Genomic DNA, 24584 nt, shown 5'->3' on the forward strand with positions numbered 1-24584 from the left:
GTGGACAACTTTCGACGACGTGGACGCGGTCCGGGCAATCTGACGACGGCTCGGGAAGAAGGTCCGGGACGGAAGAAGATCGACATCGGGAATCTACGGGGGCGGAAATGCATCCGATGGTGAAACCCGCGCTGCGGCGCGCCTGGCGGAATCTGCGGCTCGTCCAGTTCGGCGCCACTCCGGCCCACGCGGTGGTGGTGGGTCCGGTCGACACGGCCACCGGCGGCATGATCGCGTTGCTCGACGGCACGCGCGGCATGGAGCTGCTGCGGGCGGAGGCCCGGGCGCTGGGGCTGCCCGACGGCCGGCTGGAAGGACTGCTCGGCCGGCTGGCCGCCGCCGGGCTGATCGCGGACGCCTCGGCGCAGCGGCCCGGGAGAGCCGGCGCGCCGGGGCCCGCGGACCCGCGGCTCGACCCGCTGCGCGCCGACCTGGCCTCCCTCTCCGTGGTCCATCCGGAAACGGACGGCGCGCCGCGGCGGCTGACCGCCCGGCGCGCCCGGCGGGTCCAGGTCAGGGGCGCCGGACGGGTCGGCGCGGCGGTGGCGGCGCTGCTCTCGGCGTCGGGCGTGGGCCGGGTGGACGTGCTGGACTCCGGTGTCGTGGAGCCGTGGGAGGTGTCACCGGGCGGGCTGCCGGCCGAAGCGGTCGGTGAGCGCCGGGCGGTGGCCGCGCACCGGCTGGTGGGCCGGGCCGCTCCCGGCGGGCGGCTGCCGCGCGCGGCGCGGGCAGGTCCGGGTGAGCGCGGGGGCGAGCCCGGGATCTCACTCGTCGTGGTGACACCGAGGGACGGGCTCGGGGCGTACGTGCCCGATCCGGTGCCGGCCCACGGATGGCTGGAGACCGGCACACCGCATCTGTACGCGGGCGTCCTGGAGGCCACCGGCGTCGTCGGGCCGCTGGTGCTGCCCGGCGCGACGGCCTGCGCCGGCTGCGCGCAGGAGGAGCGGACCGATCGGGAGCCGTACTGGCCCAGGATGCTGGCCCAGTGGCGCTCGGGACCGCCCCCTCCGCTGCCGGCCTGCGACCTGGCCCTCGCCACGACGGTCGCGGGGCTCGCGGCGGCCCACGCGCTGGCCTTCCTGGACGGGGGGCTGCCCGCGAGCACGGGGGCGCGGTGGGAGACGTCGCTCCCGCTGCTGGAGTGGCGGACGGAGCGATTGAGGCCGCACCCGGCGTGTCCGTGCGGTGCGGTACGTCACGAAGAGGGGGAGCATGCCTCGGGGGTCACCACCCCGCAGGACACAATGGCGGGGTAACGGCCCTGCGCGGCACGGCGGGCGGGGCAACAGCCCTGCGCGGCACGGCAGTCTGGGAACTGGAGGGGCGCATGTCTGATCTTCCCCGGAAGGCGGTCACTCGGACCGCCAAGTTGGCCGCGTTGCCCCTGGGCTTCGCCGGCCGGGCCACCTGGGGCCTGGGCAAGCGGATCGGAGGGAAGTCCGCCGAGATCGTCGCCCGCGAGCTGCAACAGCGCACGGCCGAGCAGCTGTTCAAGGTCCTGGGCGAGTTGAAGGGCGGGGCGATGAAGTTCGGGCAGGCGCTGTCCGTCTTCGAGTCCGCGCTGCCGGAGGAGGTGGCCGGCCCGTACCGGGCGGCGCTCACCAAGCTCCAGGAGGCGGCGCCGCCGATGCCGACCCGCACGGTGCACGGCGTCCTGGAGGAGCGGCTCGGCGCGGAGTGGCGGGAGCTCTTCCTGGAGTTCGAGGACAAGCCCGCCGCGGCGGCCTCGATCGGGCAGGTGCACCGGGCGGTGTGGCACGACGGCCGCGAGGTCGCGGTGAAGGTGCAGTACCCGGGGGCGGGCGAGGCGCTGCTGTCCGACCTGGCGCAGCTGAGCCGGTTCGCGCGGCTGCTCGGTCCGCTGATCCCCGGTATGGACATCAAGCCGCTGATCACCGAGATGCGCGACCGGGTCTCCGAGGAGCTGGACTACGCGCTGGAGGCACGGGCCCAGCGGGAGCACGCGGAGGAGTTCGCGGACGACCCCGACGTCGTGGTGCCCGGGGTGGTGCACCAGTCGGACCAGGTGCTGGTCACCGAGTGGATCGACGGGATCCCGCTCTCGGAGGTGATCGCGGACGGTACCGAGGAGCAGCGGGACAGGGCCGGTCAGCTCCTCGCGCGGTTCCTCTTCTCCGGGCCGGCGCGCACGGGGCTGCTGCACGCGGATCCGCACCCCGGCAACTTCCGGCTGCTGCCCGGCACGGGCGAGTCGCCGGACCCGGAGGACTGGCGGCTCGGAGTGCTGGACTTCGGCACGGTGGACCGGCTGCCGGGCGGGCTGCCCGAGACCATCGGCACCTGTCTGCGGATGACGCTGGAGGGCGACGCCGAGGGGGTCTACGGGCTGCTGTGCGAGGAGGGGTTCGTCAAGAAGTCGATCGACCTCGATCCCGACGCGGTGCTGGAGTACCTCCTGCCGATCATCGAACCGGCCGAGGCGGACGAGTTCGGCTTCACCCGCGGCTGGATCCGGACCCAGGCCGCGCGTATCGCGGACCCGCGCTCCCCGGCGCACCAGCTGGGCAAGCAGCTCAACCTGCCGCCCTCGTACCTGCTGATCCATCGTGTGACGCTCAGCACGATCGGGGTGCTCTGTCAGCTGAACGCGACGGTGCGACTGCGCGACGAACTGGAGGAGTGGCTGCCCGGCTTCGTCGCGGCGGAGTGAGCCGGCCGGCCGGTCACCACCAGTCGGAGTCGAGGCGGCCCTCGATGGAGCGGATGTTCTCGCGGGCGCACGTGTCGCAGATGTAGTGGCGGCTGCCGTTCTCCACGGAGCAGGTCCAGGTCACCGGGAGTTCCTCGGCGGTCTTGCCGCAGCGGGCGCAGACGATGGGCTGCTGTTCGGGGCGGGCGTCGTTCACCCCTGTGACGATAGCCCGGCCCGGGTCCGGCCGCAGGACAACGCACCGCGGGGGCCGGTCCGTTCGGACCGGCCCCCGCGAGGGTTCATCGAGTGGAACCTGTGCCCTGGGGCACTCAGTGCATGACGGCCATGGCCAGCGCGCGGCGGGCGCGCAGGGACACGCGCTCGGCACGCCGCTGCATCCGCCGGGCGGCGACCAGGCGCGCGGCCTGGCGTTCCGCGTCGGCTTCCCGCATGCGGTCGTGCATATGAGCACGAGCCAGGGCTTCTGGGATGAGTTGCATTTCACGGGTCCTGTTCTGACGCGAGGCGTTCGCGCCGGTGATGTACATGTCTGGGGTCGCGGAGCCGGAGGGCTCGCTGGTGGAGGAGGTCATCGGGGCCAGCTTCTGGGGATCGTGCGTGAGGGGTCGGTCGATGGTTCCGGTGACGTTCATGCCGCGACCGGGTTCTTGCGCGGGCGGCCACGCGGCCGCTTGCGGGCGACGACGACACCCTGGACGAACAGCTCCCCGCCCCAGACACCCCACGGCTCACGCCGCTCCTGGGCACCGGCGAGGCACGCGGCCATCAGCGGGCAGGTACGACAGAGGGACTTGGCGTACTCGACGTCCGCCGGGGACTCGGCGAAGAAGACCTCCGGGTCGTACGAACGGCAGGGGACGGGTACGCCGAGGTTCTCGATGGCGTCGTCGAGCGCGGTGAGCGTCGTGAGGGGGGTCAAGGTGGAGTCCTCCGTGAGGCCGGGCGGGGAGATCGTTTCGGAAGGCGGTACGGACGGGGCGTGCGCTTCGAGTTGCACGGTGGTCGTTCCTCGTCTGGTTGTTCCGGCCTGTTGGCCGGGGTTTCGGCTGGTACCGGGTGTTGCTTGTCCCGAGGCCCCTTCGGTCCGTCATCCCCGTTCGAGGACAAACAGAAGGGCCGCGGATCCCGGGTGGGGTTCCGCGGCCCTGAAGGCGCCGGCCTGATCGAAGATCAGACTGGATCACTCCAGGGTTCGAGCCCACGGATGGCCCACATCGTGTAGTGCTTCGTCGTCTGCTGCTCGGTTCCGGCACCGGTCGCCGCAAAGGCATGGGCCGAGGCCTTGCCCGCTGCTACTCCTGCTTCCAGTGCCTTGGTCGGTCGCTCGTCGCGCTCCATGACGGGAAGACCCGTCAGAACGGCCGCCGGACGCAGGGACGCGTAGCCGGGCATGGCGGTACCGGACATACCGGTGCCGACAAGACCGCTGCCGATGAACGCCGAGGCGGAGACGCCGAGCGAGCAGGCGGAGACGACCGAGCGATCGGTCATTTTGTTGATGCCGACGAAGCGGATGCTGCTGTTGCTGTCGGTGTAGCTGATCACTGGAATCGCCTCCTCTCGGCGTCTCGGAGGGCTCGGCTGTGAACCGGGCCCTCATGTATTCGGATAAGTACAGCACGAAGACAGGGCTTCGAAGAAGCCGCCGTGTCCGTGGTTAAGAACCTATGGGGCTTGACGGGGCGGGCGCAAACTATTTTTCCGACGAGTTTTCCTCAGGCGCTCTCGTCGTCTCCTCCAGGCTCCTCGCCTGCGCAGATGGCCAGGACATCGGCCCCGAACCGGTCCAGCTTGCGCGCGCCGACGCCGGAGATCCCGGCGAGCTCGCCGTCGGTCGACGGCACGCACTCGGCGATCGCCATCAGCGTCTTGTCGGTGAAGACGCAGTAGGCCGGCTGCCCCAGCTCCTTCGCCTGGTCCGAGCGCCACTCGCGCAGCCGCTCGTACAGCGCCTCGTCCATGTCCGAGGGGCAGTCCTCGCAGCGCATCAGCTTCATCTCGCCGGCCTCGGTGAGCGTGGAGCCGCAGACCCGGCAGAGCACGGGACCACGGCGCTTGCGCCGGCCGCCGCCGCCCCGCTCGACGGAGCCGCCTCCCCCGGCCCCCGCGGCGCCCAGGGACCCGGAGCCCGGTCGCAGCCCCTTGAGGAAGCGGGTCGGCCGCCGGGAGGCACGGCCGCCCGGGGAGCGGGAGAGCGCCCACGACAGCGAGAGGTGGAGCCGGGCCCGGGTCACCCCGACGTAGAGCAGCCGGCGCTCCTCCTCGACCTGCTCGTCGGTCTTGGCGTAGGTGATCGGCATCATGCCCTCGGTGAGGCCGACCAGGAAGACGGCGTCCCACTCCAGACCCTTGGCGGCGTGCAGGGAGGCCAGCGTCACGCCCTGGACGGTGGGCGCGTGCTGGGCCGCGGCCCGCTCGTCCAGCTCGGCGACGAGGTCGGAGAGGGTGGCCCCCGGCTTGGCGCGGGCGAAGTCCTGCGCAAGGCGGACCAGCGCGGCGAGCGACTCCCAGCGGTCGCGGACGGCGCCGGAGCCCGCGGGCGGCTCGGTGGTCCAGCCCTTCGTGGAGAGCACGGCGCGGACCTGCGCGGGCAGGTCCTCGGCGTCGTCGAGCAGCGGGTCGTTGCCGCCGGCGCGGGCCGCGCCGCGCAGGGCGACCCCGGCCTCGCGGACCTCCTGGCGCTCGAAGAAGCGCTCGGCGCCGCGGAGCTGGTAGGGCACCCCGGCGTCCGAGAGGGCCTGCTCGTAGACCTCGGACTGGGCGTTCACGCGGTAGAGCACGGCGATCTCGCCGGCCGGGACGCCGGCGGCGATCAGGTCGCGGATGCGGCGGGCCGTGCCCTCGGCCTCGGCGGGCTCGTCGGCGTACTCGGTGTAGGCCGGGTCGGGGCCGGGGTCGCGCTGGGAGATCAGCTCCAGCCGGTGCTCGGCGGCCCGGCCGCGGGCCTGGCTGAGCAGCCCGTTCGCGAGGTGGACGACCTGGGGCGTGGAGCGGTAGTCCCGCACCAGCTTCACGACCGTGGCGTTCGGGTGCCGGGTGCGGAAGTTCAGCAGGTGGTCCGGGGTGGCGCCGGTGAAGGAGTAGATGGTCTGGCTGGCGTCGCCGACGACGCAGAGGTTGTCCCGGTCGCCGAGCCAGAGGTCGAGCATCCGCTGCTGGAGCGGGGAGACGTCCTGGTACTCGTCCACGACGAAGTGCTGGTACTGCCGGCGGATCTGGTCGGCGATGTCGTGGCGGTCCTGCAGGATGCCGACCGTGAGAAGCAGCACATCCTCGAAGTCGATCACCGAGCGGTCCCGCTTGAGCTGTTCGTACATCGCGTAGATCTGGCTGATCTCCGCGGGGTCGCGGGGGGCGTCGCGGACGGACTTGGCGACGCTCGCGGGGTAGTCGGCGGGAACGGTCTGGGTGACCTTGGCCCACTCGATCTCGCTGGTGACGTCCCGCAGCTCGTTGCGGTCGAGCCGGATGCGGCAGCGCGCGGCGGCCTCGGCCACGAGCTGGATCTTGCGCTCCAGGAGCCGGGGAAGATCGCCACCGACGGCTTTCGGCCAGAAGTACTGGAGCTGGCGCAGGGCCGCGGAGTGGAAGGTCCGGGCCTGGACGCCGCCCGCGCCGAGCTCCCGCAGCCGCCCTCGCATCTCGCCGGCGGCGCGGTTGGTGAAGGTGACGGCCAGCACGCTGGCGGGCTGGAGGATCCCGGCCCGCACTCCGTAGGCGATGCGGTGGGTGATGGCCCGCGTCTTGCCCGTGCCGGCTCCCGCCAGCACGCACACCGGGCCGTGCAGGGCGAGCGCCACCTCACGCTGCTCGGGGTCGAGCCCGTCGAGCACCGCGTCGGCCGAGTCGGGGACCTGCGGGAAGAGAGAGGAGTGCGTTGCTGCTGTCACCCCGCCATGCTGCCAGGTTCAGGGGGGTGGATGCGGCGGCTTGTCCACAGGCCCCGGTCTCCGGTCGTACGAATGCGGGAATGGCGGGGCCGGGGCGTACGTTCACTCCTTCGGCACCCACCAGCGAACAGAGGAGCGCCAGGCCATGCAGGGCACTGTGACGATGTACAGCACCACGTGGTGCGGCTACTGCCGTCGGCTGAAGAGCCAGATGGACCGCGAGGGCATCGCGTACACGGAGATCAACATCGAGCAGGACCCCGACTCCGCCGCGTTCGTCGAGAAGGCCAACGGGGGCAACCAGACCGTGCCGACCGTGCTCTTCGCCGACGGCACGACGCTGACGAACCCCTCGCTCGCCCAGGTCAAGCAGAAGGTCGGCGTCTGAGTCCACGCCTCCCGGCAGCTGGGGCGCCCCTCAGCGGCGCGTACGGGAAGAGCCCCTGTCCGAGGGTCCGGACAGGGGCTCTTTTCGGCCGCCGGGCGGGGTCGTCAGACCACGTCGCCCGGCTTCGGCAGCGGCCTGCCGTACCAGAGCTCGATCAGCCGGGAGGCGATCGAGATGCCGTACGGCGGCAGCACCTCGCCCGACTCGAAGGCGGCGGCCAGCTCCTCGCGGGAGAACCAGCGGGCCTCGTGGATCTCCTCGCCGTCCACGTTGATCTCCGAGGAGGTGGCGCGGGCCATGAAGCCGAGCATCAGGCTGGACGGGAAGGGCCAGGGCTGGCTGGCCACGTACTCGACCTCGCCGACCGTGACGCCCGCCTCCTCGAAGACCTCGCGTGCCACCGACTGCTCGATCGACTCGCCGGGCTCGACGAAGCCCGCGAGCGTGGAGAAGCGGCCCTCGGGCCAGTGCACCTGGCGGCCGAGGAGGGCGCGGTCCTGCTCGTCGGTGACCAGCATGATCACGGCGGGGTCGGTGCGCGGGTAGTGCTCGGCACCGCAGGCCTGGCAGCGGCGGATGTGGCCGGCGGCGGCGATGACGGTGCGCTCGCCGCAGCGGGAGCAGAAGCGGTGGAGCCGCTGCCAGTTCTCCAGCGCGACGGCGTGCACCATGAGTCCGGCGTCGCGGGGCGACAGGAGCAGGCCGGCCTCGCGCAGCCCGGCCGGCCGGGCGGACTGGTCCATGCGGCCGGGCAGCGCGTCCTTCTGCAGGGCGAAGTAGGAGACTCCCTCGACGTCGGTGCCCAGGAAATAGCGGTGGGTCTCGGTGACCGGGGCCTCGAAGGCCGGCGTCATGACGAGTTCGGTCCGGCCGTCGGGGGTGTCGTCGATCAGCACCTGTCCGCCGGAGACCACGAAGACGCGCGTGGTGGGGTGGCTCCAAGCCGCCGCCAGCCATGCCTCGTCGAGGCGGTGGTGCGCCGCGCGGTCGATGCCGCTCGGGGCGGTGAGCCCGATCGGCCGGTCCGCGGTCTCGTCGTTCTTGGTGCTCACAGGTGCTTCCAACTCCCCCGGTTCGGTGATGGGTGCGGCGTTCAGCGCTGCGGAACGGCCGCCGGCAGGGCGGCGGGCAGGTCGCCCCACAGATGAGCGGTGGTCTCGACGCCCTTCATGAGCAGGTCGAGTTCGACCTTCTCGTTCGGGGCGTGCCAGCCGTCGGACGGCACCGAGATGCCGAGGAACAGGACGGGGGCGTCCAGGACGTCCTGGAGGTCCGCGGCGGGGCCCGACCCGCCCTCGCGGGTGTACCGGACCGTGGCGCCGTCGAAGGCGGTGCTCATGGCCCGGGCGACCGACCGGAGGGCCGGGTGGTCGAGCGGGGTCAGGCAGGGCCGGGTCGGGGCTCCGAAGACGATCTCGTACCGGATGCCCGTGGGGACCAGGGCGGTGAGCCAGTCGCGGACCGCGAGCTCGATCTTCTCCGGATCCTGTCCGGCGACCAGCCGGAAGGACAGCTTGAGCTGGGCGGAGGCGGGGACGATCGTCTTGCCGCCGGGGCCCTGGTAGCCGCCGCCGATGCCGTTGACCTCGGCCGTGGGCCGCGCCCAGACGCGCTCCAGGGTGGAGTAGCCCGCCTCGCCGAGGGTGCCGTGGGACTTCGCGGTGCGCAGCCAGGCGGCCTCGTCGAAGGGCAGCTCGGCGACGAGGGCCCGCTCGGCCTCGGACAGCTCGGTGACGCCGTCGTAGAAGCCGGGGATGGCGATGTGCTCGTCCTCGTCGTGCAGGGCCGCGACGATCCGGCCGGCGACGGTGGCCGGGTTGGGCACGGCTCCGCCGAAGGATCCCGAGTGGATGTCCTGGTCGGGGCCGTACAGCTCGATCTCGCAGTCCGCGACGCCGCGCATGCCGGTGCACACGGTCGGGGTGTCCTCGGACCACATGCCGGTGTCGGAGACGATCACGGCGTCGGCGGCGAGCCGGTCGGCGTGGGCCTCGACGAGGGCCCGGAAGTGCGGGGAGCCGGACTCCTCCTCACCCTCGACGATCAGCTTGAGGTTGACGGCGGGGGCCGTGCGGCCGGTCGCGGCGAGGTGGGCGCGGACGCCGAGGGTGTGGAAGAAGACCTGGCCCTTGTCGTCGGCGGCGCCCCGCGCGTACATCCGGCCGTCGGTCACGTGCGGCTCGAACGGGTCGGTGTGCCAGCCGTCCTCGCGGGCGGCGGGCTGGACGTCGTGGTGGCCGTAGACCAGCACGGTCGGGGCGTCGGCGTCCCCGGAGGGCCATTCGGCGAAGACGGCGGGCAGGCCGTCGGTCTCCCAGACCTCGACCGTCTCGAAGCCGGTCTCGGTGAGCGTGGCGGCCAGCCACTCGGCGCTGCGCCGCACGTCCCCGGCGCGGTCGGGCTGCGCCGACACGGACGGGATGCGCAGCCACTCGGCGAGGTCGTCGAGGAAGGCGGCGCGGTGCTGCTCGATGTACGTGCGGACCGCCTGCACGCGTGCGGTCTGGACGGCGCTGTCCGGGGTGTCGCTCATGCTCCTGAGCCTATCCGGCCTCGGGCGGGGGTCCGTCCGGGGCCCTCAGAGCCGGACGGCGCCGTCCGGGGGCTCCTCGGGCGCCGTTCCCAGCAGGATCTCCTCCAGCTCGGCGCGGTCCGGGAGACGGGCGGGGCGTACGACGTCCCCGGTCCGCACGTAGACGAAGCAGGCGGCCACCTCGTCGGCGGACAGGCCGTGCTGCTCGGCCCAGGCGAGCCGGTAGAGGGCGAGCTGGAGCGGGTCGGCGGTGCGCTGGTGACTGGTCTTCCAGTCGACGATCTCGTACGCGCCGGTCTCCGGGTCCCGGTAGACCGCGTCGATCCGGCCGCGGACGACACGGCCGGCGAGGGACAGGTGGACGGGGACCTCGACGCGGTACGGGGTGCGGTGGGCGTACGGGGTGAGCGCGAAGGCGTCCTTGAGGGCGTCGAGGTCGCGCTCGTCGGCGATCTCGGGTTCGCCGGCGAAGTCCTCGCCGCCGGGGAGCTCGTCGGGGCCGAGCATGGGCAGGGGCAGTTCCTCGAACCGGGACTCGACCCAGGCGTGGAACCGGGTGCCGCGCCGGGCGGCGGGCTGCGGCGGGCGGGGCATGGGCCGGGCCAGGTCCTGGGCGAAGCCGTCGGGGTCGGCGGCGAGGCGGAGGACCTGGGAGGCCGAGAGGTAGGCGGGCAGGACGACGTCGCGGGTGGTGGCGCGGGCACGGCGGAGCTCGGTGGTGAGGGAGTCCAGGTCGCGGTCCCAGGAGGCGAGCGTGCGGGCCTCCTCGGGGGTCAGGCCACGGGTCTCCGCCGTCGCCCGGGTGCCGTCGGGGTCGCGCGCCGGGTCCCGGGGCGCCGGTACCCGGCTCCCGTGACGGCCGGGACCGCCGTCGGGGTCGCCGGACGGCGGTCCGGCGGAGGCGTCGGCGGGTACGGCCGCCGGGGCCTCGGCAGGGGACCCGGCGGGCGCGGCCCCGGTGCCCTCGCCCGACTCGTCCGCGGGGTCGGACCACGCGTCGTCCGGCCACGCCTCCTCGTCGTTCCACGCCTCCTCGCACGGCCAGGGCTCGTCCTGCGGCCAGGGCTCCTCCTCGGGCCAGGGAGCGTCGTCGACGGCGCCGGCCGCGGCGGGGAAGGGCCCGGCGGAACCGGCGGCCGGGTCGTCCCGGAGCGACTCGTCCTCCCGCAGGGCCGCGAGGACCTGCTCCGCGGCCCTGCGGCGGCGCAGCATGCCGTCGGGGTCCAGCGGGAGCGGCCACGCCTCGTCGGGACGGCGCCCGCTGAGCGAGGGGTTCCCGGCGTCCTTCTCCGGTTCGTCCGCCCACGCCTCGATCTCGCCGAAGCCGGCCGCGCAGTGGTCGTACAGCGCCCCGAGGAACGCGGAGGGCCCGCGGGGCTTCTTCTGCGCCGGGCCCCACCAGTGGGCCGAGCCGAGCAGCAGGGAGCGGGGGCGGGTGAAGGTCACGTAGCCGAGGCGGAGTTCCTCGGTGTGCTGGTGCTCCCGCATGGCGTCCTTGAACGACGCGAGGGCCTTGGCGTCCCAGCCGTCGACCGCCGGCAGCGTGGGGGCGTCGCCGCGCAGGGCGTGCGGCAGTACCTGGGGCTGCGAGGTCCACGCCTCGCGGGCCCGGGTGCTGGGGAACTGGGAGGCGACCAGGCCCGGTACCGCGACCACGTCCCACTCCAGGCCCTTGGACTTGTGCGCGGTCAGGACCTTCACCGTGTTCTCGCCGCCCGGGAGGGCGTTGTCGAGGCCCTTCTCGTACTGCGCGGCGGTGCGCAGGAAGCCGAGGAACGCCAGCAGGGTCGCCTCGCCGTCCAGGGACGCGAAGCCGGCCGCGATGTCGAGGAAGTGGGACAGGGTCTCGCGGCGGCGGGCGGCCAGGGCGTGCGGCGAGGCGGAGAGCTCGACCTCCAGGCCGGTGGCCGCGAGCACCCGGTGCAGGACGTCCATGAGCGGGTCGGCGAGCGAGGAGCGCAGCGCGCGCAGTTCCGTGGCCAGGCGGGCGAAGCGGACCCGGGCGTCGGCGGAGAACGGCAGGCCGTCGTCCTCCCCACCGGACTCCAGGAAGGTGTCGAGCGCGTCGGCGAGCGAGACGACCTCGGCCGGATCGACGCCCTCGACCGCCGCCGCGAGCCGCTCGTCGGCGTCGGCTCCGTCGATGCCCCGCTCGCGGTGCACGAGGAGGCGGGCACGGCGGCCGAGGAGGGCCAGGTCACGGGGGCCGATGCGCCAGCGGGGGCCGGTCAGGAGCCGCACCAGGGAGGCGTTGGCGCCGGGGTCCTGGAGGACCTCGCAGACGGCGACCAGGTCGGCCACCTCGGGCAGGTGCAGGAGTCCGGAGAGCCCGACGACCTCGACCGGCACGTCGCGGGCGACGAGCGCGGCCTGGATCGCCGGGAAGTCGGTGGCCGTCCGGCACAGCACGGCGATCTCGCCCGGCTCCTTGCCGGTGCGGACGAGGTGGGCGAGGGAGTCGGCGAGCCAGTCGATCTCCTCGGCGTGGGTGGGGAGCAGGGCGACGCGGACCATGCCGTCGCGCTCCGCGCCCGGCGCGGGGCGCAGGGCCTCCACACCCTCGTGCATGGCCCGCAGGGGCGCGGCGAGCCCGTTGGCGAGGTCGAGGAGCCGGCCGCCGCTGCGCCGGTTCTCGGAGAGGGCGTACCGGGTGGCGGGGCTGCCGTCTCGGTACGGGAAGTGGTCGGGGAAGTCGTCGAGGTTGGCGACGGAGGCGCCGCGCCAGCCGTAGATCGCCTGGCAGGGGTCGCCGACCGCGGTGACGGCGTGGCCGGTGCCCTGGCCGAACAGGCCGGAGAGCAGCAGCCGCTGGGCCACCGAGGTGTCCTGGTACTCGTCGAGGAGCACGACCCGGAACTCGTCCCGCAGGATCGCGCCGACCTCGGGCCGGGTGGTGGCGAGCTCGGCGGACAGGGCGATCTGGTCGCCGAAGTCGAGGAGGTCGCGGGAGCGTTTGGCCGCGCGGTAGCGGACGACGAGGTCGAGCAGCTCGCGACGCCCGGAGGCGGTCTCGGGCACCTTGCGCAGGTCGGCGTTGGTGAGCTTGGCGCCGGCCAGCACGGCGAGCAGCTCCGTGTCGTGGGCCGCCAGGTCGGTGGGGCGGACGAGGTGCTCGGCGAGTTCGGCGTCGAGCGCCAGCAGGTCGCTGACGAGGTTCGGGAAGGACCGGGTCAGCGCGGGGTACGGGCCGGGCGCCTCGCGCAGGACGCGTGCGGCGAGCTGGTAGCGGGTGGCGTCGGCCAGCAGGCGGGAGGTGGGCTCCAGGCCGATGCGCAGGCCGTGGTCGGTCAGCAGTTGCCCGGCGAAGGCGTGGTACGTGGAGATGCGGGGCTCGCCCGGCGGGTTGTCGGGGTCGATGACGTCCGGGTCGGTGACCCCGGCCCGTACGAGCGCGGTGCGGACGCGTTCCGCGAGCTCGCCCGCGGCCTTGTTGGTGAAGGTCAGACCGAGGACCTGTTCGGGGGCGACCTGGCCCGTGCCGACCAGCCAGACCACCCGGGCGGCCATCACCGTCGTCTTGCCGGAGCCGGCTCCGGCCACGATGACCTGCGGGGCGGGCGGCGCGATGATGCAGGCCGTCTGCTCCGGGGTGAACGGGATGCCGAGGAGCTCCTTGAGCTGCTCGGGGTCGGTGATGCGTGCGGTCACCCCAAAGAGGCTAACGGGGACCACCGACAGCTCCGACCGCCCGGCGCCGGAGAGGTGGTGCCCGTCGCGCGTCCGCCGCCGGTCCCGGCGGTCGCGCCCTGTGTGGTCAGACGCTCGTACCGGGGTCCAGCTTGGTGAGGTCGACCGTCTCGTCCTCCGGGGGCACCACGACCTTCACGGGCTTGTCGTAGGCGGACAGGACCATCGTCCCGGGCTCCTCTCCGCCGGTCTTGACGATCTTGAGGATGTGGGGCTTGCCCACCTGGGAGACGGACACCGTGGTCGTCTCGCCCGTGGGCCGCTTCTTCACCAGGGTGGCGACGGGCGTGCCGGCCACCTCGGCGTCCGGCCCCCGGGTCATTCCGCGGCGGTCGGCCTCGTCCTTGTCCAGGTCCGCGAGCAGGGCCTTGAGGTCGCAGACGCCGCCGAGTTCGCCGCTGCCCGCCTGGCCGGGCGTGATCTTCAGCCAGCGGCCCTGGATGAGCTCGATGGTGGCGTCGATCTGGGGCTCGGGCAGGCCCTGGGAGGTCATGGAGGTGCGCCAGAACTTCTCGTCACCCTTCATGTACGTGACGCCGTCGACCTGCCGGAGCTCGGCGCCGCCACCGCCGATCCGGAGCTTGCCCGTGCACTCCTTGTGGTCGTTGACGGCGAAGTCGACGTCCAGCGGCTGCCCCTCCGTCACGACGCGTCCGGTCATCCGCAGCGAGGTCGCGGACTGGGTGGCGGCGACGGCCCGGTCGGCGATCCGGTCGGCGGTCAGGCCCGCGAAGGGATCGGGCGAGGGGCTGGGGGCGAGATCCGCGAGCCCCACGGTGGCGGAAGCGGCGACGGCGGCCGGCGCGAAGGCGGGCTGCGCCGGACCGGCCGGGGAGGCCGCGGCGGCCCAGCCCGCCGGGCCCGCGCCGGCCAGTACGGCCGTGCAGAGCGCCGTCGCGATCCGGAGCTTTCGATGGGTGGCCATGCGGGCCTCCTCGCGCCTGCCCCCGACCACCAGGGTGACCCCGGGGGCCTGCTCACGCGACCGCACGGACCGGCCGCCGGAGGTCGCACGGCCCACCGGGAGGGGATCGGACCGGCCGCCCGGGTTCCCCCGGCCCACCGGGAGCGCTCGGAGATCCGCGGCTCCCCGGCCACGGTGCCGGGTCACTCCACGATGTGGCGGCCCTCCGGCTGCGCGCTGCACGAGGCGCGGAAGGTGCACTGGGCGCAGTGCTGGCCGGTGCTGGGGGTGAAGCGCTCGTCCAGGACCCGGCCCGCCGCGGTGGCCAGCAGGTCGCCGACCCACTCCCCCGCGAGCGGCTCCTGCGCCTGGACCTTGGGGAGCGCCTCCCCACCCTCCTTCTTGGGCGCGGGCTGGCGCAGCTGGACGAGCTCGGCGCCTCCCGGCTCGGGGCGGTGGCCGTCGAACGCCTCGTCCAGGGCGCCCTCCCGCACCGCCAGCTGGTAGACGGCCAGCTGGGGGTGGTGGGCGACCTCGTCCCTGGTGGGCGCGGACTTGCCGGTCTTGAAGTCGACGACGTAGGCGCGGCCGTGCTCGTCGGCCTCGACGCGGTCCATGGAGCCGCGGATGCGGACCTCGTACGCCCCGGCTTCGAGGGTCACGTCGAAGTCGTGCTCGGTGGCGGCGGGCGTCCGACCGCCGCGGTCCATGACGTGCCAGCGCAGGAAGCGTTCGAGCGCCACGCGCGCGTGCTCCTTCTCCTGCGAGGACTTCCAGGGGGCGTCGAAGGCGAGGGCGTCCCAGACGGAGTCCAGGCGGGCCATGAGCACGTCGAGGTCGGCCGGGGTCCGGCCGGAGGCGACCTCGTCGGCCAGGACGTGGACGACGTTGCCGAAGCCCTGGGCGGCGGTCGCGGGGGTGTCGGCCTTGACCTCGCGGCCCAGGAACCACTGCAGGGCACAGGTGTTGGCGAGCTGGTCGAGGGCCGAGCCGGAGAGGGCGACGGGGCGGTCGCGGTCGCGGAGGGGCACCTTGCTGTGGGTGGGCTCGTACAGACCCCACCAGCGGTCCGGGTGGGCGGCGGGGACGAGCGGCTGGCCCTCGTCGTCGGTGAGTGCGGCGAGCCGGGCGAGGCGCCGGGCGGCGGCCTCGCGCAGCGCGTCCGAGGCCTCCGGGTCGACGGTGGTCGCCCGGAGTTCGGCGACGAGCGCGGCCACGGCGAGGGGACGGCGGGGTCGGCCGGTGACGTCCCTGGGCTCGGCGCCGAGTTCGGTCAGGAAGCGGGAGGGCTGGTCGCCGTCGTCGGCCGGTGCCTTGACGGCGGTGACGACGAGGCGGTCGCGGGCCCGGGTGGCGGCGACGTAGAAGAGGCGGCGCTCCTCGGCGAGGAGGGCGCCGGGGGTGAGGGGTTCGGCGAGGCCGTCGCGGCCGATGCGGTCGGCCTCGAGAAGCGAACCGCGTCGGCGCAGGTCGGGCCAGAGGCCCTCCTGGACACCGCAGACGACGACCAGGCTCCATTCGAGGCCCTTGGAACGGTGGGCGGTCATGAGGCGGACGGCGTCGGGGGCGGCCTGGCGCTTGGAGAGGGTGTCGGCGGCGATGTCCTGGGCGTCGAGCTCTTCGAGGAAGTTGAGGACGCCCCGGCCGCCGACCCGGTCCTCGGCGCGGGCGGCGCTCTCGAAGAGGGCGCAGACCGCGTCGAGGTCACGGTCCGCGTTGCGGCCGGCGGCGCCGCCGCGCAGGGCCGCGCGCTCCAGGCGGCCGGGCCAGGGGGTGCCGTCCCAGAGCAGCCAGAGCGCTTCCTCGGCGGTGCCGCCGGCGGCGAGCCGGGCACGGGTGCGGCGGAGCAGCTCACCGAGCCGGCGGGCGCCGCGGGCGAAGGACTGGTCGTGGGCGACGAGCCGCTCGGGCTCGGCGAGGGCCCGGGTGAGCAGGACGTCGGAGGCGGGCGGCACCTTGTTCCCGCCGGCCCGCTCCTCGTCCCGCAGGGCCCGGCCGAGGCGGCGCAGGTCGGCGGGGTCCATCCCGGCGAGGGGCGAGGCGAGCAGGGCGAGGGCGGTCTCGGTGTCGAGCCAGCCGGAGGAGTCACCGGTGTCGTCGCCGGACACCCCGATGCCGTCGGCCGGCACATCAGCGTCGTCGCCGGACACGCCGGTGGTGGGCGGATCGGCGTCGTAGCCGGGCAGGCCGGCCGACGTGCCCGGCTCCACGGCGTCCTCCGCGCCGCCCGACCCGGCCGCCGCCTCCCCCGCCCCCGGCTCCCCGTCGGGCGGCGTCGCCGCCGCCCGCAGGGCCAGCAGGAGCGGCGCCACCGCCGGCTCGTGCCGGAGCGGGGTGTCGGCGGAGTCCGTCTCCAGGGGGACGCCCGCGGAGGTGAGGGCCCGGCGCAGCACCGGGATCGGCGTGCCGGAGCGGACCAGGACGGCCATGGCGTGCCAGGGCACGCCGTCCTCCAGGTGGGCGCGGCGCAGCAGGTCGGCGATGTTGTCGAGTTCGGTGGAGGCCGTGGGGTAGGTGTACGTCTCCACCGAGCCGCCGCCCCGCAGGGGCGCGAGCTCGCGGTGGGCGCGCACCTTGTCGGCGGGCAGGCGCGGCAGCGGCATGCGCTGGGTGAGCAGCCGGGTGGCCTGCAGCAGACCGGCGCCCGAGCGGCGGGAGGCCGTCAGGACCCGGACGTCGGCCGGCCGTCCGTCGCCGTGCGGGAAGGCGTCGGGGAAGTCGAGGATGCCGTTGACGTCGGCGCCCCGGAACGCGTAGATCGACTGGTCGGGGTCTCCGAACGCGACCACCGTGCGTCCCGCGCCGGCCAGCGCCCGCAGCAGGCGCACCTGCGCCGGGTCGGTGTCCTGGTACTCGTCGACGAAGACCGCGTCGTACGCGGGCAGCGTCACGCTCTCGGAGAGCAGCACCGCGCGGTGCACCAGTTCCGTGTAGTCGAGCACGCCCTGGAGGTCCAGGACGTCCAGGTACTCGGCCAGGAACCCGGCCGCCGCCTTCCAGTCGGGCCGGCCCACCCGCTGGGCGAAGTCGGCCAGCGCCCGCGGCCCGAGGCCGAGCTCGCGCGAGCGGGCCAGCACGGCGCGCACCTCGTCGGCGAAGCCGCGCGTGGTCAGGCAGGCCCGCAGTTCGTCGGGCCACCGGACCCGGCCGAGGCCCGAGCGCTCCAGGTCGATCTGGCCGGCGAGCAGCTCCCGGACGGCCAGGTCCTGCTCGGGTCCGGACAGCAGCCGCAGGGGCTCGGCGAACAGCTCGGCGTCCTGGTGCGCGCGGATCAGGGCGTAGCAGTAGGAGTGGAAGGTCGTCGCCTGCGGCGGGCGTACGCCGCCGAGGCGCGCGGCCATCCGGTCGCGCAGCTCCACGGCGGCCTTGCGGCTGAAGGTGAGGACGAGGATCCGTTCCGGGTCCGCCCCCTTCTCGATCCGCGCCGCCACCGCCTCGACCAGCGTCGTCGTCTTGCCGGTGCCGGGTCCGGCCAGGACGAGCAGCGGTCCGCCCGCGTGGTCAACCACTTCCCGTTGTGCTGCGTCCAGCACAGGGGGATCCACCGGAACCGGCGCGGTACGCACCAGTCGGTACGCGCCGGGGCCCCGTCGCGTACGTCGGGTGGTGGAGGAGGTGCTCACGTGGATCGCCGGTCCTGGAGGAGTGTGCGGTGCGGGTGCCGGGGCACGGTGTGCGGGACGGACGTCGACGTTACGGGAAGAGGGCGGCGCCCGACGCGCACTCCGTACGGTCGGCACAGCGCCCGCCCGGTCCCCCCATGGCCGAAGCTGTCAGGTGTGAGCTCCGCCATCCCACCGTGCCCGGCGCATGTCGAGCTTCGGCATGTGCCCCTCGGCGCTGCGTCCCGCCTCGCGGAGCGGGGTGTTCTCCTCGCGGTAGTGGCCGAGGGCGCTCAGTTCGTGGCCCGGCAGCAGGGCCCCGTCGGCGCGCACCACGCGCCACCACGGCACCGCCCCGCCGTAGAGGGCCATCACCCGGCCGACCTGGCGCGGACCGCCCTCACCCAGCCATTCGGCCACGTCACCGTAGGTCATCACCCGGCCCGGCGGGATCAGCTCGGCGACCTCCAGGACCCGTTCCGCGTACTCCGGAAGCTCCTCGACGCTCATCCGCCCCATCCTGCCTCACCCCACCGACAACCCCCTGATGCCTCCGTGAGGCGCCGCTTCGTGCCACCATCGTCCGGGCGGTGACTGGTGATACGAGATCAAGAGCGACAAGAACACCAAGACGGACTAAACAGAGAAGACAGACAAGCGACGCGAGTGGCACAGGCAGAGACGGACATGGTGATGGGGCACGACGCTCGGCCTCCTGGGGAGGAGGCTCACCCCGGCGTGCCCGGCACACCCGAACCCGAGCGGGTGTCCGGCGACGAGCCGCTGCTCGCCGCCCGCGTCCACCGGCCCTCCGACCTGATGCGGCTCCTGGTGGGTCTCCTCGCGATCGCGGTCGTCATCGGTATCGCCGCCTTCGCCCACGGCACCACCTCCGGCCTGGAGCAGGACATCAACAAGGGCGCCGGCGGCGCCCCCGACGTCTTCGTCAAGATCGCCGGTCTGGTCTCCAGCATCGCCGTGCTGCTCGTACCCGTCGCCTTCGCCATCGAGCGCCTGATCAAACGGGACGGCCTCCGGATCGCCGACGGCGTCCTCGCCGCCGTCCTCGCCCACGGCGTGACCCTCGCCATCGACCTGTGGGTCGCCAAGGCCGCCCCCGGCACCATCCAGGACGCCCTCACCCAGCCGCAGTCCGGGGGCGGGCTCACCGACCCGGTGCACAACTACCTCGCCCCCGTCATCGCCTACATGACGGCCGTCGGCATGGCCCGCAGACCCCGCTGGCGGGTGATCCTGTGGATGGTGCTGCTGCTCGACGCGTTCACGATGCTGGTGGCCGGTTACACCACCGCCCTCTCGATCATCCTGACCGTGCTGATCGGCTGGACCGTCGCGTACGGGACGCTGTACGCGGTCGGCTCCCCCAACGTCCGGCCCACCGGCCAGACCCTCCTCGCCGGTCTGCGCAGAGTGGGCTTCCGTCCGGTCTCCGCCCTGCGGGCGGAGGGCGTACCGGACTCGGCCGACAGCGGTGACCGCGGACGCCGGTACATCGTCACCCTGGAGGACGGACCACCGCTCGACGTCACCGTCGTCGACCGGGAGCAGCAGGCGCACGGCTTCTTCTACCGCGCCTGGCGCCGGCTCACCCTGCGCGCCATCACCACCCGCCGCTCGATCGTCTCGCTGCGCCAGGCGCTCGAACAGGAGGCCCTGCTCGCGTACGCGGCGATCGCCGCCGGCGCCAACGCCCCGAAGCTGATCGCCACCTCCGAGCTCGGCCCGGACGCCGTGATGCTCGTCTACGAGCACCTGGGCGGCCGCACCGTGGACTCGCTGGACGACTCGGAGATCACCGACGACCTAGTGCGCAGCGCCTGGCGCCAGGTACGGGCGCTCCAGTCGCGCCGCATCGCGCACCGCAGACTCGCGGGCGACGCGATCCTGGTGGATCGTTCCGGCAACGTGATCCTGACCGATCTGCGCGGCGGCGAGATCGCCGCCGGCGATCTCGTGCTGAGGATGGACATCGCCCAGCTCCTGACCACCCTCGGCCTGCGGGTGGGCGCCGAGCGGGTGGTCGCGGCGGCCGTGGAGATCCTCGGTCCGGACCCGATCGCCGACTGCCTCCCGCTCCTCCAGCCGATCGCGCTGAGCCGCTCGACCCGGGCGACGCTGCGCAGGCAGGCACGGGAGCGCTCGCAGCGGGAGCGCGAGGCCGTCCTCGAAGCCTCGGAGGCCGCGAAGCAGGCCCGGGCCGAGGCCGCCGGCCACCCGACGGACACCAAGGCGGACCGCAAGTCCGACCGGAAGATCGAGAAGGCGGAGAAGCAGGCCGAGAAGCGGGCCCTGGACGAGGCACGCGACGAGGCGCGCGAGGAGGACCTGCTGGCGCAGATCCGCCAGCAGGTCCTGCTGATCCGCCCGCAGGCGCCGGTGGAGCCGGTCCGCCTGGAGCGGATCAAGCCGCGCACGCTCGTCAGCCTGATCGCCGGCGCCGTGGCCGCCTACTTCCTGCTCTCGCAGATCGCCCGCACCCCGCTCTCCACGGTCAGCCAGGCCGACTGGAGGTGGGTCGCCGCGGCCGTGCTGTTCTCCGCTCTGAGCTACGTGGCGGCGGCGATGAGCCTGCTCGGCTTCGTGCCGGAGCGCGTCGGCTTCTGGCGGACCGTGGCGGCCCAGGTGGCCGGATCGTTCGTGAAGATCGTCGCCCCGGCGGCCGTCGGCGGCGTCGCGCTGAACACCCGCTTCCTCCAGCGCTCGGGCGTACGGCCCGGGCTGGCGGTGGCGAGCGTCGGCGCCTCCCAGCTGTTCGGCCTCGGCTCGCACATCCTGCTGCTGCTGCTGTTCGGCTACCTGACGGGGACCGAGAAGTCGCCGTCCTTCACCCCGTCGAGGACGGTCATCGCCGGTCTGCTGACCGTGGCGGTGCTGGTTCTCGTGGTGACCGCGATCCCGTTCATGCGGAAGTTCGTCTCCACCCGGGTGCGCTCCCTGTTCGCCGGCGTGGTGCCGCGCATGCTGGACGTGCTCCAGCGGCCCATGAAGCTGGTCACCGGCATCGGCGGCATGCTCCTGCTGACCGGCGTCTTCGTGCTCTGCCTCGACGCCTCGATCCGCGCGTTCGGGCACGACAGCGAAGGCCTCAGCTACGCGAGCGTGGCCGTCGTCTTCCTCGCGGGCAACGCGCTGGGCTCGGCGGCGCCGACCCCGGGCGGCGTCGGCGCGGTCGAGGGCGCGCTGATCGGCGGCCTCCTCGCGGTCGGCCTCCCGCTGGAGGTCGCCACCCCGGCGGTGCTGCTCTACCGCCTCCTGACGCTGTGGCTCCCGGTCCTGCCGGGCTGGCTCTGCTTCAACTGGCTGACCAAGCGGGGCGACCTCTAGGGCCTGTCCTCAAAGTAGCGCCGGTCGGGCTCGCGGTGTCCGGTGCCGTGCATCGCAAGGCGGAGGGTCGCCCTCGTACTGGGCGTACTCGGGCGATCCCGGCAACGCGGCGTGGGGGCCCCTCCCGTGCCCGAAGGGCTACGGGGGAGTGCGTGCCAGGCGCCGCGAGCTGGGGGCACCTCCCGGGCGAAGCCCAGGGGGAGGGACTTTCGCCACACGCCCTAGGGGGCGTCCGGGGGCCGTACGCGCCCCCGGACGCCGCGGCGGGGCGTGCCACCCGCGTGGCCCACTCGCCCGCGCGGGGGCCCTGCGCACGGCCCACCATGGCTCTATGCCGATCTCCGCCGCGCAGCGCGCCGCCCTGCTCACCGCGACCACCGTGCTGCTCGCCGCCGGATGTTCGGACAGCGGCGACTCGGCCTCCGAACCGGCCCCGCCCTCCGGCTCCGCCGGACTGGCCGGACTCGCCTCGCAGAAGCTGGAATGGGCGCCGTGCCCGCCTCCCTCCCCCGCCGAGGGCGGCGGCCCCGCCCCCTCGCCGCTGCCCGGCGGCACGCCCTGGGAGTGCGCGTTCATGAAGGCGCCGCTCGACTACAGCGAGCCCGACGGCGAGACGATCGAGCTCGCCCTGATCCGGGCCCGGGCCCGCGACCAGAACCGGCGGATCGGCTCCCTCGTCTACAACTTCGGCGGCCCCGGCGGCTCCGGTGTCACCGGGCTGCCCGCCTTCGCGGGCGACTACGAGAAGCTCCGCTCGCGCTACGACCTGGTCTCCTTCGACCCCCGCGGCGTGGGCCGCAGCGAGGGCGTCGAGTGCGCGACCGACAAGGAGCTGGACGCCTACTACGCCCTGGACTTCACGCCCGACGACCTCGCCGAGGAGCGGACCCTGTCCACGGCGCAGAAGAAGTACGCGAACGGCTGCGAGAACGAGTCGGGCCCGATGCTCCCCCGCGTCGGCACCGAGAACGCCGCCCGCGACATGGACCTGATGCGCCAGGTCCTCGGTGACGACAAGCTCCACTACTTCGGCATCTCCTACGGCACCGAACTCGGCGGCGTGTACGCCCACCTGTTCCCGAAGAACGTGGGCCGCGCCCTGTTCGACGCCGTCGTCGACCCCGACGCCGGCACCGAGGAGGGAGCGCTGGGCCAGGCGCGGGGGTTCCAGCTCGCGCTCGACAACTTCGCGAAGGACTGCGTGGACCGCGGCGACGCCTGCTCGCTGCCGGGCTCGACGGTCGCGGAGATCGAGGCGTTCATCGTCGGCCTGCTCGCCGAGCTCGACAAGAAGCCGATCCCCGGCATCGGCGACCGCAAGCTGACCCAGACGCAGGCCACCAACGGCATCGCGCAGGCGCTGTACTCCAAGGAGTACTGGCAGTACCTGGAGCAGGGTCTGGACGCGGCCGACGGCGGCGACGGAGCGCTGCTGCTCGCTCTGTCCGACTCCATGAACGGCCGTGACCAGAACGGCAGTTACAGCAACATCCAGGCGGCGAACGCGGCCATCAACTGCGTGGACTTCAAGGAGCGCTTCACGCTGGGTCAGGCCAAGGAGCGGCTCCCGGAGTTCCGGGAGGCGTCCGCGGTGTTCGGCGACTACATGGGCTGGGCCCTGTCGAGCTGCTCGCAGTGGCCGGTGCCCGGCACCTGGGAGCACCCGGACGTCTCGGCGCCCGGCGCCGCCCCGATCCTGGTGGTCGGCACCACCGGCGACCCCGCGACCCCGTACGAGGGGACGAAGGCGATGGTGGAGGCGCTCGGCGACGGCGTGGGCGTGGAGCTGACGTACGAGGGCGAGGGCCACGGCGCCTACAACAGCGGCAGCAAGTGCGTGCAGAACGCGGTCGACGCGTACTTCCTGGAGGGGAAGGTGCCGGCCTCCGGAACCCGCTGCAAGTGACGGGAGGGGCACACGAGCCCGCAGTGACCCACGAGCCGCCCCCTAGGATGACGGTCCGGTCCGGAATGCGGGGGGTCTCGTCACACATGTCGATACGGATACGGGCGGCGGCGTTCGCCGCCGCCGCACTGCTCGTCGCCGGCTGCTCCGCCGGCACCGACCCGGCCGGCCCGGCCCCCGCGACCCCGTCGCGCGGCGACGCCAAGGCGCCGGACGACTCCGGACTGCCGCAGGCCCTCGTCTCCCAGCGTCCGGACTGGAAGCGGTGCGAGGCGCCGCGGGGCGGCGAGAGCCCCGGCTCGGCATGGCGCTGCGCGAGTGTCCGGGTGCCCCTCGACTACGCCGAGCCCGACGGGGAGACGATCCCGGTCGCGCTGATCCGCAAGGAGGCCCTGGACAAGGGCGAGCGGATCGGGTCACTGCTCTTCGACTTCGGCGGGCCCGGCGCGTCCGGCGTCGACATCCTGCCCCGGGCGGCCGCGGAGTACGGCTCCCTCAACCGCCGCTACGACCTGGTCGGCTTCGACCCGCGCGGGGTGCAGCGCAGCGCCGGTGTCGTGTGCCGGGACGACGAGGAACTGGCCGCCGCCGAGGCCCGGGTCGACCTGACGCCCGACACCCCGGCCGAGGAGGCCGCGTACCTGAAGGACGGCGCCGACTTCGGCGCGGGCTGCGCCCGCCGCTCCGGCAAGGTCATCCCGCACACCACGACCACGAACACCGCCCGCGACATGGACCTCGTGCGCCGGGTGCTCGGTGACGACAAGCTCCACTACTTCGGCATCTCCTACGGCACCGAACTCGGCGGCGTGTACGCCCACCTGTTCCCGAAGTCGGTCGGGCGCACGGTCCTCGACGCCGTCGTCGACCCGACCGCGGACTCCGTCGGGCACGCCCGCAACCAGACCATCGGCTTCCAGCGGGCCCTGGACAACTACCTGAAGAGCACCGACGCCGACCCGAAGTCCGGCACCGACCGCATCGTGCGGCTGCTGGGCAGGCTGGACCGCGACCCGCTGCCGGTCGGAGAGCGGAGGCTGACCGAGGGTCTGGCGCTCACCGGCATCGCCGTGACCCTGTACGGGCAGGGCAACTGGCCCCTGCTCACCTCGGCCCTGCGCGAGGCGGAGAACGGCAACGGCGCGGAGCTGCTCAGCCTCGCGGACTCGTACAACGACCGTGACGCGACCGGGCACTACAGCACGCAGTCCCATTCCCAGCGGGCGATCTCCTGCGCCGACTCCTCGACGCGCCCCACGGCCGCCCAGGCGAAGGCCCTGGTGCCGGAGTTCCGCGCACTGTCGCCCGTCTTCGGCGCCTTCCTGGCCTGGGACACGGCCGGCTGGTGCGCGAACTGGCCGGTGGCCGGCGAGTCGGCGACCCCCGGGGCGAGCGCGCCGGGCGCGGGCCCGATCCTGGTCGTCGGCACCACCGGCGACCCCGCCACCCCGTACGAGGGCGCCGAGCGGATGGCGAAGGCGCTGGGCCCCGGCGTCGGCATCCTGGTCACCAACAAGGGCGAGGGCCACGGCGCGTACGGCGAGTCCGCCTGTGTGACGCAGATGGTCGACGCCTACCTGCTGGACGGCAAGGTCCCGGCCTACGGCACCACCTGCGGCTGAGGCCGCGGGCCGCGCACGGCCGAGGGCCCG

The 24584-nt window shown here is 73.8% G+C and carries 17 protein-coding genes; 6 read left to right on the forward strand and 11 right to left on the reverse strand.

Annotated elements, in window-relative coordinates; genetic code table 11:
- The first annotated feature begins 107 nt into the window (after nt 1–107).
- The gene (locus tag ACGFZF_RS26955; RefSeq protein WP_393558179.1) at nt 108–1259 is read left to right on the forward strand and encodes a TOMM precursor leader peptide-binding protein; all 1152 of its coding nucleotides are present in this window, start codon (nt 108–110) and stop codon (nt 1257–1259) included.
- A 71-nt stretch (nt 1260–1330) separates the two neighbouring features.
- Nucleotides 1331–2674, forward strand: a complete 1344-nt coding sequence (locus ACGFZF_RS26960; RefSeq protein ID WP_393558181.1) for an ABC1 kinase family protein — start codon at nt 1331–1333, stop codon at nt 2672–2674.
- A 13-nt stretch (nt 2675–2687) separates the two neighbouring features.
- Here ACGFZF_RS26960 and ACGFZF_RS26965 read toward each other — a convergent pair whose 3' ends face one another.
- From ACGFZF_RS26965 to ACGFZF_RS26985, 5 genes are all read right to left on the reverse strand, one after another.
- Nucleotides 2688–2870 carry a hypothetical protein gene (locus tag ACGFZF_RS26965; protein ID WP_147981120.1) on the reverse strand — a complete coding sequence of 61 codons (183 nt, stop codon included), beginning with the start codon at nt 2868–2870 and terminating at the stop codon, nt 2688–2690.
- Nucleotides 2871–2985: 115 nt separating this feature from the next.
- Nucleotides 2986–3309, reverse strand: a complete 324-nt coding sequence (locus ACGFZF_RS26970; RefSeq protein WP_393558184.1) for a hypothetical protein — start codon at nt 3307–3309, stop codon at nt 2986–2988.
- Nucleotides 3306–3674, reverse strand: a complete 369-nt coding sequence (locus ACGFZF_RS26975) for a WhiB family transcriptional regulator (RefSeq protein ID WP_393558186.1) — start codon at nt 3672–3674, stop codon at nt 3306–3308. Before ACGFZF_RS26975 ends, ACGFZF_RS26970 begins: the two co-directional genes overlap by 4 nt.
- Before the next feature lie 173 nt (nt 3675–3847).
- Nucleotides 3848–4222: a hypothetical protein gene (locus ACGFZF_RS26980; RefSeq protein ID WP_356778844.1), complete on the reverse strand. Its 375-nt coding sequence runs from the start codon at nt 4220–4222 to the stop codon at nt 3848–3850.
- A 170-nt stretch (nt 4223–4392) separates the two neighbouring features.
- Nucleotides 4393–6567 carry an ATP-dependent DNA helicase UvrD2 gene (locus ACGFZF_RS26985; RefSeq protein WP_393558189.1) on the reverse strand — a complete coding sequence of 725 codons (2175 nt, stop codon included), beginning with the start codon at nt 6565–6567 and terminating at the stop codon, nt 4393–4395.
- 145 nt (nt 6568–6712) lie between these two features.
- On the opposite strand from ACGFZF_RS26985, the gene ACGFZF_RS26990 reads away from it, so the two are divergent.
- Entirely contained in the window at nt 6713–6955 is a 243-nt protein-coding gene (locus ACGFZF_RS26990) for a mycoredoxin (RefSeq protein ID WP_147981115.1), read from the forward strand.
- Nucleotides 6956–7059: 104 nt separating this feature from the next.
- On the opposite strand, the gene nudC is transcribed toward ACGFZF_RS26990, so the two are convergent.
- From nudC to ACGFZF_RS27020, 6 genes are all read right to left on the reverse strand, one after another.
- Nucleotides 7060–8007: an NAD(+) diphosphatase gene (gene nudC, locus ACGFZF_RS26995; RefSeq protein ID WP_393558191.1), complete on the reverse strand. Its 948-nt coding sequence runs from the start codon at nt 8005–8007 to the stop codon at nt 7060–7062.
- A gap of 41 nt (nt 8008–8048) precedes the next feature.
- Nucleotides 8049–9488 carry a dipeptidase gene (locus ACGFZF_RS27000; protein ID WP_393558193.1) on the reverse strand — a complete coding sequence of 480 codons (1440 nt, stop codon included), beginning with the start codon at nt 9486–9488 and terminating at the stop codon, nt 8049–8051.
- 45 nt (nt 9489–9533) lie between these two features.
- A complete protein-coding gene (locus ACGFZF_RS27005; RefSeq protein ID WP_393558195.1) occupies nt 9534–13136 on the reverse strand; it encodes a UvrD-helicase domain-containing protein in 3603 nt (1200 codons plus the stop codon).
- A gap of 106 nt (nt 13137–13242) precedes the next feature.
- Nucleotides 13243–14100: a hypothetical protein gene (locus ACGFZF_RS27010; protein ID WP_393558197.1), complete on the reverse strand. Its 858-nt coding sequence runs from the start codon at nt 14098–14100 to the stop codon at nt 13243–13245.
- A gap of 182 nt (nt 14101–14282) precedes the next feature.
- Nucleotides 14283–17702 carry an ATP-dependent helicase gene (locus ACGFZF_RS27015; protein ID WP_393558199.1) on the reverse strand — a complete coding sequence of 1140 codons (3420 nt, stop codon included), beginning with the start codon at nt 17700–17702 and terminating at the stop codon, nt 14283–14285.
- A gap of 150 nt (nt 17703–17852) precedes the next feature.
- Complete coding sequence (locus ACGFZF_RS27020) at nt 17853–18200, reverse strand: MGMT family protein (RefSeq protein WP_393558201.1); 348 nt, start codon at nt 18198–18200, stop codon at nt 17853–17855.
- 168 nt (nt 18201–18368) lie between these two features.
- On the opposite strand from ACGFZF_RS27020, the gene ACGFZF_RS27025 reads away from it, so the two are divergent.
- The 3 genes from ACGFZF_RS27025 (at nt 18369) to ACGFZF_RS27035 (ending at nt 24554) form a co-directional block, all read left to right on the forward strand.
- A complete protein-coding gene (locus tag ACGFZF_RS27025; protein ID WP_393558384.1) occupies nt 18369–21026 on the forward strand; it encodes a lysylphosphatidylglycerol synthase domain-containing protein in 2658 nt (885 codons plus the stop codon).
- Nucleotides 21027–21357: 331 nt separating this feature from the next.
- Complete coding sequence (locus ACGFZF_RS27030; protein WP_356778850.1) at nt 21358–22932, forward strand: alpha/beta fold hydrolase; 1575 nt, start codon at nt 21358–21360, stop codon at nt 22930–22932.
- 86 nt (nt 22933–23018) lie between these two features.
- A complete protein-coding gene (locus tag ACGFZF_RS27035; RefSeq protein ID WP_393558203.1) occupies nt 23019–24554 on the forward strand; it encodes an alpha/beta hydrolase in 1536 nt (511 codons plus the stop codon).
- The last annotated feature ends 30 nt before the right edge of the window (nt 24555–24584 follow it).

Origin of the sequence: Streptomyces sp. NPDC048338, from assembly GCF_043201055.1 — a bacterium.
Lineage (GTDB): Bacteria > Actinomycetota > Actinomycetes > Streptomycetales > Streptomycetaceae > Streptomyces.

Bases quoted from the DNA above. Each gene is read 5' to 3' on its own strand.
- ACGFZF_RS26955 (WP_393558179.1), top strand. From the start codon at position 108: ATGCATCCGATGGTGAAACCCGCGCTGCGGCGCGCCTGGCGGAATCTG.
- ACGFZF_RS27020 (WP_393558201.1), bottom strand. From the start codon at position 18,200: ATGGGGCGGATGAGCGTCGAGGAGCTTCCGGAGTACGCGGAACGGGTC.
- ACGFZF_RS26960 (WP_393558181.1), top strand. From the start codon at position 1,331: ATGTCTGATCTTCCCCGGAAGGCGGTCACTCGGACCGCCAAGTTGGCC.
- ACGFZF_RS27035 (WP_393558203.1), top strand. From the start codon at position 23,019: ATGTCGATACGGATACGGGCGGCGGCGTTCGCCGCCGCCGCACTGCTC.
- ACGFZF_RS27030 (WP_356778850.1), top strand. From the start codon at position 21,358: ATGCCGATCTCCGCCGCGCAGCGCGCCGCCCTGCTCACCGCGACCACC.
- ACGFZF_RS26990 (WP_147981115.1), top strand. From the start codon at position 6,713: ATGCAGGGCACTGTGACGATGTACAGCACCACGTGGTGCGGCTACTGC.
- ACGFZF_RS27025 (WP_393558384.1), top strand. From the start codon at position 18,369: ATGGTGATGGGGCACGACGCTCGGCCTCCTGGGGAGGAGGCTCACCCC.
- ACGFZF_RS27000 (WP_393558193.1), bottom strand. From the start codon at position 9,488: ATGAGCGACACCCCGGACAGCGCCGTCCAGACCGCACGCGTGCAGGCG.
- ACGFZF_RS27010 (WP_393558197.1), bottom strand. From the start codon at position 14,100: ATGGCCACCCATCGAAAGCTCCGGATCGCGACGGCGCTCTGCACGGCC.
- ACGFZF_RS26970 (WP_393558184.1), bottom strand. From the start codon at position 3,309: ATGAACGTCACCGGAACCATCGACCGACCCCTCACGCACGATCCCCAG.